The 13,136-nt window shown below is 46.6% G+C and carries 15 protein-coding genes and 1 other RNA gene; 5 read left to right on the forward strand and 11 right to left on the reverse strand.

From position 1 onward, the window contains the following. Position 1 precedes the first annotated feature (1 nt). Positions 2 to 1,405, forward strand: a complete 1,404-nt coding sequence (locus K8942_01725) for a HAMP domain-containing histidine kinase (protein UPA22912.1) — start codon at positions 2 to 4, stop codon at positions 1,403 to 1,405. A 106-nt stretch (positions 1,406 to 1,511) separates the two neighbouring features. Then, on the forward strand, positions 1,512 to 1,832 hold the full coding sequence (locus K8942_01730) for a YdeI/OmpD-associated family protein (GenBank protein UPA22913.1): 321 nt from the start codon (positions 1,512 to 1,514) through the stop codon (positions 1,830 to 1,832). A 21-nt stretch (positions 1,833 to 1,853) separates the two neighbouring features. Here the strand turns inward: K8942_01730 and K8942_01735 are convergent, their stop codons facing one another. From K8942_01735 to K8942_01745, 3 genes are all read right to left on the reverse strand, one after another. Next, positions 1,854 to 2,090: a GIY-YIG nuclease family protein gene (locus K8942_01735; protein UPA22914.1), complete on the reverse strand. Its 237-nt coding sequence runs from the start codon at positions 2,088 to 2,090 to the stop codon at positions 1,854 to 1,856. Positions 2,091 to 2,604: 514 nt separating this feature from the next. Next, positions 2,605 to 3,018: a transfer-messenger RNA gene (gene ssrA / locus K8942_01740) on the reverse strand. Positions 3,019 to 3,343: 325 nt separating this feature from the next. Continuing rightward, positions 3,344 to 3,721 carry a DUF4440 domain-containing protein gene (locus tag K8942_01745; GenBank protein UPA22915.1) on the reverse strand — a complete coding sequence of 126 codons (378 nt, stop codon included), beginning with the start codon at positions 3,719 to 3,721 and terminating at the stop codon, positions 3,344 to 3,346. A 49-nt stretch (positions 3,722 to 3,770) separates the two neighbouring features. On the opposite strand from K8942_01745, the gene K8942_01750 reads away from it, so the two are divergent. After that, positions 3,771 to 4,193 carry a hypothetical protein gene (locus K8942_01750; protein UPA22916.1) on the forward strand — a complete coding sequence of 141 codons (423 nt, stop codon included), beginning with the start codon at positions 3,771 to 3,773 and terminating at the stop codon, positions 4,191 to 4,193. Here the strand turns inward: K8942_01750 and K8942_01755 are convergent. Further along, the gene (locus K8942_01755) at positions 4,190 to 4,459 is read right to left on the reverse strand and encodes a hypothetical protein (GenBank protein ID UPA22917.1); all 270 of its coding nucleotides are present in this window, start codon (positions 4,457 to 4,459) and stop codon (positions 4,190 to 4,192) included. The two genes, K8942_01750 and K8942_01755, sit on opposite strands and share 4 nt — an antisense overlap. Positions 4,460 to 4,567: 108 nt before the next feature. Between K8942_01755 and K8942_01760 the strand changes: the two genes are divergently transcribed. Beyond that, positions 4,568 to 7,597, forward strand: coding sequence for a hypothetical protein (locus tag K8942_01760; GenBank protein ID UPA22918.1), 3,030 nt, complete (start codon positions 4,568 to 4,570; stop codon positions 7,595 to 7,597). Between the two features lie 65 nt (positions 7,598 to 7,662). Here K8942_01760 and K8942_01765 read toward each other — a convergent pair whose 3' ends face one another. From K8942_01765 to K8942_01785, 5 genes are all read right to left on the reverse strand, one after another. Next, positions 7,663 to 9,213, reverse strand: a complete 1,551-nt coding sequence (locus K8942_01765; GenBank protein ID UPA22919.1) for a hypothetical protein — start codon at positions 9,211 to 9,213, stop codon at positions 7,663 to 7,665. Continuing rightward, positions 9,210 to 9,782, reverse strand: coding sequence for a sigma-70 family RNA polymerase sigma factor (locus tag K8942_01770; GenBank protein ID UPA22920.1), 573 nt, complete (start codon positions 9,780 to 9,782; stop codon positions 9,210 to 9,212). Before K8942_01770 ends, K8942_01765 begins: the two co-directional genes overlap by 4 nt. 70 nt (positions 9,783 to 9,852) lie before the next feature. Further along, positions 9,853 to 10,623 carry a DUF1295 domain-containing protein gene (locus K8942_01775; protein ID UPA22921.1) on the reverse strand — a complete coding sequence of 257 codons (771 nt, stop codon included), beginning with the start codon at positions 10,621 to 10,623 and terminating at the stop codon, positions 9,853 to 9,855. Continuing rightward, positions 10,620 to 11,015: a DUF2177 family protein gene (locus K8942_01780; GenBank protein ID UPA22922.1), complete on the reverse strand. Its 396-nt coding sequence runs from the start codon at positions 11,013 to 11,015 to the stop codon at positions 10,620 to 10,622. Before K8942_01780 ends, K8942_01775 begins: the two co-directional genes overlap by 4 nt. Before the next feature lie 4 nt (positions 11,016 to 11,019). Then, positions 11,020 to 11,418: a tryptophan-rich sensory protein gene (locus K8942_01785; GenBank protein UPA22923.1), complete on the reverse strand. Its 399-nt coding sequence runs from the start codon at positions 11,416 to 11,418 to the stop codon at positions 11,020 to 11,022. Positions 11,419 to 11,553: 135 nt separating this feature from the next. Between K8942_01785 and K8942_01790 the strand changes: the two genes are divergently transcribed. Next, entirely contained in the window at positions 11,554 to 12,216 is a 663-nt protein-coding gene (locus tag K8942_01790; protein ID UPA22924.1) for a hypothetical protein, read from the forward strand. Positions 12,217 to 12,275: 59 nt separating this feature from the next. Here K8942_01790 and K8942_01795 read toward each other — a convergent pair whose 3' ends face one another. Continuing rightward, positions 12,276 to 12,569 (reverse strand): hypothetical protein, encoded by a 294-nt coding sequence (locus K8942_01795; protein ID UPA22925.1) that lies wholly within the window; start codon positions 12,567 to 12,569, stop codon positions 12,276 to 12,278. A 44-nt stretch (positions 12,570 to 12,613) separates the two neighbouring features. After that, on the reverse strand, positions 12,614 to 13,132 hold the full coding sequence (locus tag K8942_01800) for a hypothetical protein (GenBank protein UPA22926.1): 519 nt from the start codon (positions 13,130 to 13,132) through the stop codon (positions 12,614 to 12,616). Positions 13,133 to 13,136 lie beyond the last annotated feature (4 nt).

Raw genomic sequence — 13,136 nt, forward strand, 5'->3', positions numbered from 1 at the left:
TATGCAGATATTCTGGAAACGCTGGCCGATTATCACGCTCTCACTGCTGATTGCGCTCAGTATCACATCCATGGGTGTCGTGTTCTACACGCGCGCCCGCGACATCATGCAGGAGCAGCTGCATCAGCGTCTGGAACATATTGCCGCATCCGCTGCACTCTTTATCAGCGGCGACAGTCTAGATGAGATCCGCACGCCCGCAGACCGCACGAATGCTTTTTTCATCCGCACCGTCAACCGTCTCAAATCCATGCGGACTCTCTCCGATGTGCGCTTCGCCTACATCATGCGCCGCACGGATGATCCGCTCATGCTTGAGTTTATTGCGGATGCGGATTCACTCAGTACTCCCGCGGAGCTCGACCTCAACGGAAACAATGTTGTCGATCCGGATGAAGAGGCATCACAGCCCGGCGATCTCTATGATATTGCCGATATTCCCGCCCTCCAGGGCCCCGCCTTCGAAAAACCGTCGAGTGACCAGGAGGTGACGTATGATCAGTGGGGATCACTGATGTCCGGCTATGCTCCTATCCGCCGCGCAGACGGAAGTGTCGCCGGTATTCTCGGGATCGATATTCAGGCGGACCGCTATTTCATGCTCTCGCAAAGCGCCTTCACGCCTATTGCCCTGCTCTTTGTGATTCTCATCGCCATCGTTATATCCGGCGGCATTATCATGCTCTGGGAACGCAGACAGATCAGCGTGCTCAACAAAGTGAATGCCGAACGCTCAGGCCTCCTGAAGCTCACGTTCCACCAGATCGGGGAACCGCTCACCATCATGAAGTGGTCACTGGAAACACTGCGTGATGATACGAACAGTCCCGAGCTCAAAAAACTGGTGGAGGATCACGTTGTCTGTATGGATGAAGGTCTCGGTCGTCTCAACAGTATTATTGATACGTTGCAGCAGGCGGAGAAAGTGGATCTCAATACCATGGATTACGTACCGGCTCCCACCTCACTGCGCACCCTTCTCGACAATGCCATCGGTGAATGGAAGTCGAGTGCAGATAAACGGAATCAGACCATCGAGGTTTTGATGAGTCATGACATCACGCTTCCGCTTGATCATACTCTCATCGGACTCGTGCTCCGTCAGCTTCTGCAGAATGCACTTGAGTACTCTCCGGATGGATCGGGCATCACTATCCGTGTCACGCCGTCCCGCAAGCAGGTGGTCATCTCTGTGGAAGATCATGGTTGTGGTATTCCGAAAGCGGACATGGAAAGAATGTTCGAAAAATACCGCCGCGCATCGAATGCACCCCTCCATAAACCGGACGGCAACGGACTCGGTCTCTATATCGCCCGCGGCATCATCACGCGCGCTGGCGGAAAAATCTGGATTGAGAGTATTGAAGGAAGCGGGACGAAAGTGAGCTTCACACTGCCGCTCTAAGGGAATTGTCACTCTGAGCGGAGTCAAATATTGAGTACATTTTTTGTTCAATATAAATGTTTGCCGAAAAGATGATTTCGGATGTTTTATCGCATACAATGCGCTCATGCCAGCACAAGAGATTTCCGGCGGCACCGCCCATCCCATGCCTGCAGATTTGAAGAAGGCACTGCTGGCCGACAAAGAGGCGCTCACTCAGTGGGAAAGTCTCACGCCACTCGCGCGCAACGAATGGATTTGCTGGGTGGAATATGTGAAGAAAGCGGAGACACGCAAAGAACACATCGAACGGATTCCTGAGCAGCTCAAAGAAGGGGATCGCCGTCCGTGTTGCTGGATGGGGTGTATGCACCGGACGGATAAGCCACTGAGTTCCACGCAGAAGTGGATTCTGGAGAAGAAGAAAGCGAAGAAAGAGATCGTATAAGTGTCAAAGTCTAAATTATACTTAAATCAATCTTTTGTTTCTAAAGGCAAAGCCTGACGAACTCTTTAAATATTTTTCAAATGCATATGCTTTCTCCTTATTTTTAAAAGCAGCAAAAAAGATTAATTCATCTGGGCGAAGCCTGCTTGTTGTTGGAACTGCATGATGCCTATGTTTTTCTGTTCTTTTCACGAGATCATTTGTACAGCCAATGTAATGCTGATTATTTTTCAGATGAAGAATGTAAACAAAATACATGTAGATAGTATGGTCTTTTGTTAAGAGCACATTGATGGAAAATAAAAGAATAAAAAGTGGATATGCAAAAAAATGGCATAGAAAAGAGAAAATCTTTGTTCTATAACCAAAAAGAACAACACAAAATAGGTTGCCCCACGCCGCTCTCGGAGCTCCGCGGGGCACACTTCGGATTATCTATTAAAAAAGTTTCACATTGAACAAACCAGCCCACGCCGTCCCGCTCTTGCGGAACTCTGCGGGCTAGGCGATCCACTCACTCTCTTGAGTTCGTGGCTCGCCACGCGAAGCTCTCCAGAGAGAGCGAAGTGTATAATTATGGAATTATTTTTTAATTGCCCCACGCCGCTAAAGCTCCGCGGGGCACACTTCGGATTATCTATTAAAAAAAGTTTCATATTGAATAAACCAGCCCACGCCGTCCCGCTCTTGCGGAACTCTGCGGGCTAGGCGATCCACTCACTCTCTTGAGTTCGTGGCTCGCCACGCGAAGCTCTCCAGAGAGAGCGAAGTGTGGTGGAGATGCCGAGAATTGAACTCGGGTCCAACGTGTGAACATGGTGCCCGTACGATCATGAATCTTCCGTTACTCACAGTTCCTTAGGAAGAAACAAGGATGGAGTGTGAGGATGACAGAGGGATGTCGGAGCAGTGCACTGTCAGACACTGATCCCACCTCACTGATAACGCCTTATCCTTTTAGTGAGGATGGAAGGTAAAGCGCGTTTCCACAAAGGGGAAACTTAGGCTGCGAATGCGAAGGAGCGAACGCTAGTCAGAGACTGAGCGAAACGCAGGCCCTTCTCAAGGCGAGCTGTTGCAGATTTGGCTGCAGTTGTTTTTGCAACAAGTGGGTATCGGGAACCGTTGCCATCCCGGATCGGAGCGACGCATATCCAGAATCACGCTGTCGAAGCCTGTCATCCCCAAAGGTGAATTCGAGCTGAAAACGAGCAAAGCGAAGTTTGAGGCCGAAGATCCTTTGTCCTCCGTAGCTCCAAAGAGCGAAGGGGGACACGATAAGGTTAATGTTGAGATTAAATCTAGGATCAGAGAATATTTCTGAGTACAAAAATTGTACGGATATGGGCTTGCCCGGCGTAGCTCAAAGAGCGAAGTCGGGTCTTTTTGGAGTGCCGGAGGTTCCAGAGATCGGAATGTAAATATACCACACCCTCCATAAACTGATCAGCAAAAAAGCCGTTATTTCCTTAGGCTATCCTCATGCAGATGAAACGACCGGTACAACAGGATTAACTGGCAGGATTTCTGGACGAGTGATGATGCAGAATGTTCCACTCGTTATCCACTTTCTGCCACATCATCGTAAACCGCGCATCAACCTCCTGTTCCGACCCATCCACCGTAAGCTTGAAGCGATACACGCCGCAGTGGAGATAGCAGTCGTCAGATGTCGGAATCACTTCTTCCTGAAGCATGGTTGCTTCCGGATGGAGTGAGGTGAAAAATGTGAAATACTCCACAATGGCACTGTGGTCCGTGGCCATTTTTTTGAACATCGTGGGAATAAGAGTTGCATTGTCTGCGTACAGATCAGCAACCTGATGAGGATCGCGGGAAAGCAGGGCGCCTTGCCAGCGGGCAAAGTTTTGCACGGAGGGATGAAGCATGGGGGCATGATAATGCATACAAACAAGAAAGACAGAGTACTATTGCCCTATGTTGCAATTAAGCGAGTATTTGTGGGGAGAAAAAATACATGTTGTATCTATGGAGCACGTAGCAATACAGCAAAAAAAATTCTCCATACACTATGTAAAAGCTAGTGATGATACGTATGCACTCTTGGTTGTGGATTCCATAAAAGTAGAAAGAAATACATATGATGTACAAGATTTTTTGATGAATCATTTTTCGGCAAAACAATTAGACCTGCATTTTGTGGTTTCCCGAACACAATTATTTTTAGATTCCATAGAACCCCTTCAATCATTTTTACATACAAAATTCGCATCCCTCTCTTTTGGAATTATTATTCTGGTCAATGGACTGGAAATGGGAGATGGAACCTATGCAGTGAATCAAATGCATCTCAAAAGTGGAGACACTGTTCAGATACTGTATCGGGTAGGAAGAAATTAACGCTTTCTTTCAGTGCTCTTTTTACTCGATGACAAATCCATCACCAGCGCCAAAACCAATCCCAGTACCTGCACCCATTCCCACTGTCCGCCAAACCAGTTCACCACGACGCTGTACCAGAGGAGGGTGAACGGCAGGAAGAGGAATCCGAGGATGGGCCACAAACGTGTGTCGAAGACTCCGGTGAACCACGTGGAAGCGAGCCACAGGATGAAGATGGTGAAGCGCGGGGCGATGAGGCCGATGAAGGCGAGGAGGAGAGGCATGGGGTGAGGGTAGGGGATAGGTTTGATTAGGGCAATATCGTCGACGGGAGTGTTTTGGAGCTCAAGAGACCTTGTTGTAAGTAGAATATAGAGCCTAAGATGGCATCTATGAACTTTCCTCGTGGTTCTGAATGGCGCAAGTGGGATTTACATGTCCACACCCCAGCATCCATTTTAGAGAATGGATTTGGAGAAGATTGGGATGGATATGTAAAAAACCTTTTTCTTTCTGCAATTCAAAAAAATATTGCGGTAATAGGAGTTACTGATTATTTTTATATTGAAGGTTTTAAAAAAATAAAAAGTTATACGCAAAGCGATTCGGAGATGGAAAGAATCTTCGGCGATGATCAACTATTAATTCAAAAAATTAGGGAAATAAAATTGTTTCCCAATATAGAATTTCGATTATTTCCAATTAACGGTCAACGATTAAATTTCCATGTTATTTTCTCAGATAGTGTGAGTGTAGAGAACATTGAAGAAAACTTTCTACACAATCTAAATTTTGTTAGTGAGAGTGATCCGTCTGGAGGGGATGAAAAAAGAAAATTAAAAAAAATTAATTTAGAAGAATTAGGAAGAAAATTAAGAGATGAACATGAGCCTTTTAGAGATAGGTCTAATTTACATATAGGAATGATGAATGCTGTAGTTAACGATGGGGAAATAGTCGATGAATTAAAAAACAATAAAGTATTTTCTGGAAAATATATATTAACTATTCCTTGTGACGAAGATTTAAGTAAAATTTCATGGAACGGACAGGATCATAATACTCGCAAGAAAATGATCCAAAAATCTCATTTTTTGTTGTCATCTAATGCTTCGACAATACAATGGGGGCTTGGTCTTAAACATAGTTCAAAAGAAGAATTTGCAAAAGAATTCAAAACAATTAAACCTTGTATTTGGGGATCCGATGCTCATAAAAACGAAACGCTATTTGAACCCGCAGAACAAAGATACACTTGGATAAAAGCAGATCCAACTTTTGCGGGTTTAAAACAAGTACTCAATGAACCAGATAGAGTGTTTATCGGAGCAGAATCACCTAATGTTAAAAGTGATCATCAAATAATTAATAACATTATAGTAAAAAATTCTAACGGATGGTTTCAGGAAGATTTTAAGATTGATATTAATTCTGATTTAATTGCAATCATAGGTGGCAGAGGTTCTGGTAAGTCGGCTTTATTGGAAATGATTGCATTGGCTGGTGGAGTTAAAGATACGAGTAGTAATGCCTTCCTCGATAAGGCAAAAAGGCATATAGATTCGATTGAAGGAACGAGTATTGAATTACAGTGGAAAGGAGGGAATATTACAAAGGCAATTGTAGGAGGTGACATGCCCCAAGAAGAATTACTACAATTTCTACCACAACAATTTGTTGAGAAGATTTGTTCACCTGATTCAGATGGAGATTTATTGAGGCAAATTGAAGATGTAATTTTCCAAGCGCTAGATGAAACAGAAAAACAAGGAGCATCTGATTTTGAATCTCTTTTATCTAAATTATTAATAAGATTTGAAATACAAAAAGAAGAAAGAATTCAAGAAATACGTTCGATTAATAAGAAAGTCTACGAATTAAAAGCTTCAATTAACGAAGTGCCACAAAAGCAAAAAACAATTTTAAATAAAGAAGCTGAGTTAAGGCAACTTAAGGAAACTCTGCCAAAACTTTCAATAGAAGATAAGAAAGACCAAGATACATTAGTAAAATTAAATACTCTGAAAGATATAATTGAAGCTAAAATTATTGAAATTAAAGACTCTGAAATTCGTATTCCTGAAATAGAAACAAGGCTCTCAATTCTTAAAGAGAATATTGATAAACAAATCACTGATATTAATGCCCTCCTTGATTATATTGGTATTGAAAAAGAAAATATAATTAGCTTTATTCTCGATGATCAAAAATTGAATCAGGCACTTGCAAAGAAAAAAGGTGATTTAGCACTACAAATTCAAACCCTAAAGTCAGGCGAAGAGGCTGCTGTAAAAAAGATTTTAGGACTGGAAGAAATTATTTCTCCAAACTTAGATATTGTGAAAAATACAATTGAAGAGATTGTTAATAAAACAAAAGCGCATGAAACTGCTAAGTTGAAATATCAATTCCAAATGAAGGAAATTGAGAAAATTGATAAAGAGATTTTACTTTTAAAAGCTGAAATTGAATTGACAAAGACCACAAAGCAAAAAGAGTACGACGAATTAAGCGCCAAGAGAGTTATAATATTTTCCTCATTTTTCCAACTATTAATAGAAGAAAAAAAAGAGATTGAAAAATTGTATCTACCATTGCAGCATTCGTTAGATATTAGCTCTTCGGATGCTGATAGAAGTCTTCATTTTGAAGCTAAAATTATTTATGAAGTAGATAAGCATTGGCAAGATGGGCTTGATTTAATTGATAGAACAAAAAAAGGACGTTTCAGGAGTCCGGAAAATTTAAAGGAGGCATTGAATGAATTTTGGTTAAAAATTTCTTCTCCTAATTTTGTTGAATTATCTGTTAAACAGGGCATTTATGATTTAATTAAAAAGTTTTTAACAGTTTCAGAAGGAGGTAAAGAGGTGGATCTTAGTATCGAGGATCAGTTAAGACAGAATCATAGCTTGGAACATTTCGCGAACTGGATTCTTGATGTTAATCGCTACAAAGTAATTTCTTCATTGAAATTTGATGGAACAGAATTGACTTTGTTATCACCAGGACAAAAGGGAATTGTATTACTAATTCTCTATTTGCATATTGATAAATCTGATACCCGGCCTCTCTTAGTAGATCAGCCAGAAGATAATTTAGATAATTTGTCTGTATATGTAGATTTAATTGAATATTTTAAAGAGAGAAAATTAAATAGGCAGATTATTATTGCTACACATAATCCTAATTTAGTTGTTAATACAGATGCAGAACAGATATGTATTTCAAATTATGAAGGAGGCAATAAACCAAGAATAAATTATCAAACTGGTTCTCTTGAAAATTGTGCTAATCCGAATCTCGATGGCGAAGCATTTACAGATGGAATTATTGAAAATGTCTGTAAAATACTTGAAGGTGGTACAGCTGCATTTTCAAGTCGAAGAAAAAAATATCAGCTCTCTCCAAGAGAGATTTAATAGACTAATCCCGCCCCCACTCCCTTCCAAGAGCAGAGGCGGCGTAGTCTTTCTTTGAATACTAATTACGGATTCGAAACCTCCGGCTGCGCCACATCCTCCATCACCCCACCCTTCATCATCGGCATCACCTCTGGCCGCTTGCTCATTTCCTCAAGCATTTCCTGGGAGAGTGGCACGACCACCTGCTGGCGGTAATACATGTTCTCCGTGGTATCACCTTCCACACGTTCGACCGGGAAGACGAGGGACGGAATCAGGATTTCCTCGTTGCGGTTCTGGGTGTAGCGGTAGTAGAGAGCGTAGGAGACGGTCGGCTGTCCGAGGATGACGGTCACCTTCTTCGTGTTTGCGTCTGCACTTCCTTCCCGGACACTCGCTGCAGGGTCGATATAGTAGTTGTAGTTATCAACAGAGCTCAGGAATGTCTGGATGGCAGCTTCATCTGTGACACCTGCGTACTCGGACTTCAGGTAGCTGTGGTCAGCGATTCCGTAGACGTTCATCACGCGCTTCTCTTTTACGTTCACAGAGATGCTCAGACCGGACTTGATGCCGGACTGGTCGTAGACGGGCTTGCCGTCAATCAGCTGCGGGAAGATGACGCGCTGTGAATCCGGGATGTAGACCAGGGACTTGTCGGTCGCACGGTCATACTCGCGGCGCCACTGGCTATCGAGTTCGGGGGTGCCGTATTCAGAGAGGTCGATGCCGTGATCCTTCGCGAAGTCCTGTGCAATGCTGATGGCTTCTTCGTCACTCAGGACATCACCGATCTTCACCTGCTGCTGTTTCCAGCACGCTTCGGTCTGACAGTTGGACTGCGGCCACTTTTCGTAGTTCGCGTCGATGCTGACGCTGGAGTCCATCATGTTCACGTACATCCGGTAGCCGTACTGGGACTGCTGGGCAAACGATACGCTCTCGACATCCATGTTACTGAACGATCCCATATTCACGCCGCCCAGGTTCAGACTGGCAGCAATGGTCGACATCGGGACAGAGAGACGCTTGAAGTTGCGCTTGTAGACAGAGACATTCGGCTGCAGATCCGTGAGTGATCCGCTGTAGACGTAGGTATACGTCACAGGGTTCCACGGCATGATCCGCATATCCATATCGCCATACGGTGCGACAGCATTGGTAACAGCACCTTCACCACCGCCTCCAATGCCAGGTCCACCGCCACCACTCTGCGGGCGGGCACTGCGCATGTCTGTACCGACCATGGAATTCGTGGTGATCATGTCACTCAGCTTTCCGAAGGCATTCTTGCCGGTGGATTCCACACTATTCGTGAAAAGCGGTGAGCCCGGATTTGTGGGCTGCTGATTGGTGAGGATGAACGCGACCGGGAGAATGACGGCGACTGTCGCGAGTCCGCCGAATGCGTATTTGAAGCGCTCGAAGAAGGAACCCGCAGGTTCCTCTTCCAGACCTGCTGCGTGTTCACGGAGCTGCATCCGGAGTTTCTGCACGAAGGCATCATCCGGTGCGGAGGACGGATCTTCTGCAATGAGTTTTTCGAGCAGGGGAATAAGCTCAGGTTCGTGCGCTTTGAGCGTGGGGTCGATCGCGTAGAGATCGGCCAGGAATTGTTTGATAGAAGTCTTCATAGAGAGAGGGGGAATAAAGCAAGGAGTGCGATGGTTGCAGATCCGCCGTAATTGGAGCGAAGCTGGGAGACAGCGCGGGAGAAAATAACTTTCGCATTGTTCTCCGTTTTTCCGGTGAGGTCGGCAATCTCTTTATAGGAGAGTCCTTCCCACATCCGTAGCAGCACAATGGTGCGCTGGTCTTTCGAGAGGGTCTGCATTGCCTCATGCAGCGCGGTCGCGTCCATATTTTTTTCGGTACGCATTTCCGTGATGTCATCAGACGGGAGATCCCAGACGGATTCAATGTCGACAGACGGGCGGTTTTTGCGGTAGTGGTCAATGAGGGTATTGCGTGCAATACGGTAGAGCCACGCGCGGAGTTCGCCACGGTCGGACTTGAAAGAGCGGATGGATTCCATGGCCTTCATGAAGGTCACGCTGGTGAGGTCTTCGGCAATCTCTTTCACGAGAGTGCGCCGGTGCAAAAACCGGTAGACGGCATCGACATGCAGCGTATAGAGCTGGTCGAAGGCGGATAGATTTCCCGCCTGGCATTCACCAATAGCGGACAATTCGGAAGATTCCATGGGAAGGGAAAGAAAGGACTGGTAGGGACCTACACCATCTATTACGGAGTGTTCAGAGAAAGGTTACAGATTACCGTGCGCGCTTCGGAGGAAGGGGCACGAACATACTGACTCTTTTTTTGTAATCTTCAAAATCCGGACGTCCTGCATATTTCTGTTCGAGCATGGGCACACCGGATACAAAGAGAATCAGGAACGTGATGGTGATGGGCCCGATCAGGCTGATAAAAACAGACGGGAGCCCTGCAGCAAGCAGAAAAATACCCCACCACTGGACCACTTCCCCGAAATAATTCGGGTGCCGGGAATACGCCCAGAGTCCTGTCTGGAGGATCTGGCCTTTATGCGCGGGATCTGCCACAAATGTCCGCAGCTGTCTGTCTGCAACAGATTCACACAGAAATCCGATGACCCATACTCCTACCGCAATCGCATCGAGCACGCCAAGATCCACCGGTGCACCGGCATGAATCCCAAGAAGAGGAAGGGCGATGACGAACAGTAACACGCCCTGCAGCAGAAAAATCTGCACGTAACTGCGGATGTACACATGTGTCCATGCCTGCCTCCAGGCGGCGTAGCGGCTGTCTTCGGGTTTCCGGAGTGCGCGTCTGGAAATATGCCACGCCAGACGGATGCCCCAGATGCTCACAAGAACGGACACGAGCAATGACCGCGCAGACCCTGCAGAGAGCGCATACCCAATCCACGATACAAGGATGAATCCCGGCCCCCACGCAACATCCGCGACGTCGTTTCGTTTCAGGACACAGGCAATCAAAAACCAGACGGTCATGTACACAAGGAGCACGCTGCCGAAGACGACAGCCAGATCCATCATCCGATTTTCTGGGCGATGATGTACGTGAGTGTTGCGACTGATGCAGAGAGCACTGTGCCCCAAATAAGATCAACAATCGTAACCGGAAGCGGCCAGTTTTTGGCAACGGCCAGATTGGTCAGGTCGTATGTGGCATAGGTGACGAGTCCAAACAGTGCGCCAAATTTCAGTGCATCCATCCACGATTTTTTATCCATCGCGGGTTGGATGACAAACACAATCAGACCGCAGAGAAAAATGACATAAAAGATGAGCGCAGCCATCCAGTTCACATCGTCTTTCAGGAGGGAGCCTATCTGCTGTTTATAAAAATTCCGGGCGATGACCCCGAGCCACAGCATATCGATGGCCAGAAACACCGGAAGGGCAATGGCGAACAGTTTGAAAAACATGGGATCAGAGGGGATTGAGGGCGGTGATGGTAAACTGGAGCACGGTCGCAAATGTCACCCACAGGAGATAGGGGACTTGTGCCCATGTCAGAAGACGTGAGTGCGGATAGATGGCGATCATGGCCCAAATCAAGGTTCCGAGAACAAGTGTGATATCGAACGCAGCCAGCACATTACTCCGCAGCGTAAACTGCAGCGGGCTGAAGGCAGCATTGGCAGCAAGGTTGAGGATGAACGGAATGGCGACCGTCCGGGGAATCTGCTTGCGGATAGCGAGCAGAAAGACGCGCCCGAACGAGAGAGCGATCCCTATATAGAGCACAGTCCAGACCGGACCGAACAAAAAAGCGGGCGGAGCCCACGATGGTTTAATAAGTGCCGCGTACCATTGTTCTGCTTCCATGGAGTGAGTATAGGCGTTTTCGCATTCTGCCGTTGTAAAATCGTAAGGAAAGCCCGGGTCATTCATTGTCGGGCGCATCTGATTTTCTTGTGATGAATACATTTTGTATTCAAGTATTTCCTGTACACTCGGCGCATGACCTCCGAAGGATTGCCATCATTTCTTGATCGAATCCGTTTGCGCGAAACGAGTCTCTTTGCGGATCAGCTCGATGCCGCGGATGCCACGCGCATGAAGAGCGAAAAATATTCGTGGCTCTACCGCCCGAGTCATCACATCGAAACCGGACTGATCACCGAAGAAGACATCAACGAATTACAAAACGGGAAGCGACTCCTGAGTGTGGGTGCGTGTCCTGCGCATCTTGAGCGATTGCTGATCGAACTTGGCATTCCATCTGGAAGTATCATCATCGCGGATTCCAACCCCGACATTCTCACTGTCGATACGCCGATCCAAAAAGAACTGTTCGACTGCACGCAAGAATGGCCGGAGCTAGGGCTCTTCGACCTTATCATCTTTCCGGAGAGTCTGTGCATTGCACTCACGGATGCCATCAAGCAGGAACATGTTGCCGATCACACAGAATCATTCCCGACTGATGCGCAGGAGGCCGAGTTACTGGCGCACATCATGAAAGAAGCACTCTCACGATTGAAGCCAAGTGGCGTCATCCGTGCGAATGGTCCGCAGAGTCACCCGAATGTGTGGAAGAGGGCGGGGGCGATTCTCGAACAATCAGGCTATTCGTATGTGCTGGAGTATCAGCGCTATTTCATCACGGTGCGACATCACTGAAAAACCGGCAGACACAACGTGTGCTGCCGGGAGTCGATCATCTACGGGTGATGGAGTGCTTAGCGAAGATGCACGAAAAAAGTGACGTACATCAGCCATATCATCATTGTCCCGAGACGGACTGTGAATTGTAGGCCTGCTCTGTAGAGAGCTTCAATTTCACATGCAACCGCAATCGCAAGCTGTAATTCCATTCTCTTTGTAATGCCGCGCGTTGCTCTGGGTACCCTGTCCAGCTTGCTCAACACAGACACACAGGCACAGATTAGATATCCAAAGAAGATGAACATCACTATCGCGACCAACAAGACGATACCGGTCATACATACCTCCAGTGTGAAAGGATCAGGCACAATCGACTTCTGTATTCTACGCCCCATCCATTGTTTTCTGTCAATTATATCTTTCTGCTGTCGTACGCCCAATGCAGCACTGCCTGTCTCTGGCGTCTTCTACACGAAAGATCACCTTTGGCACAGTTATTTTTGATCTGCGTGATGTGCCGTTTGATGGCGATCCAGCGCTTGATTTGCCGTTCATCTTCTTCGGGGAGTCGGCGACCCCTGTAATACCGGCAGTACCACTGGAACCATCCGCGCGGGTCCATCGGGTGAATCCATCCGTTTTTTTGCCAGACAGAGAGCGGCTGACTCGCATTCACGCCAAAAAAGTTCAGCGTCGCATCATGTTTTTCCGGACAGAGTTTTGCGTGTGTGTACCAGTCTTCGGGAAATTCATCACGACAGTCTGTCATGTACTTGCCGCCAAACACCCCGAGAGCGAGCATCTCTTTCGGGGTGAGTTCGGGCTTGAAGCGTGGATCAAAATTTTCCCCGTCGGGTTCGGTGAGCGTGTACGTTGCTTCCTGCATGAGATCGTGCACATGAACGACCTGTGGACGTTTGTGCTCAGTCATAACG

The sequence above is a fragment of the Candidatus Peribacteria bacterium genome (assembly GCA_023038255.1).
Lineage (GTDB): Bacteria > Patescibacteriota > Gracilibacteria > Peribacterales > Peribacteraceae > CALREJ01.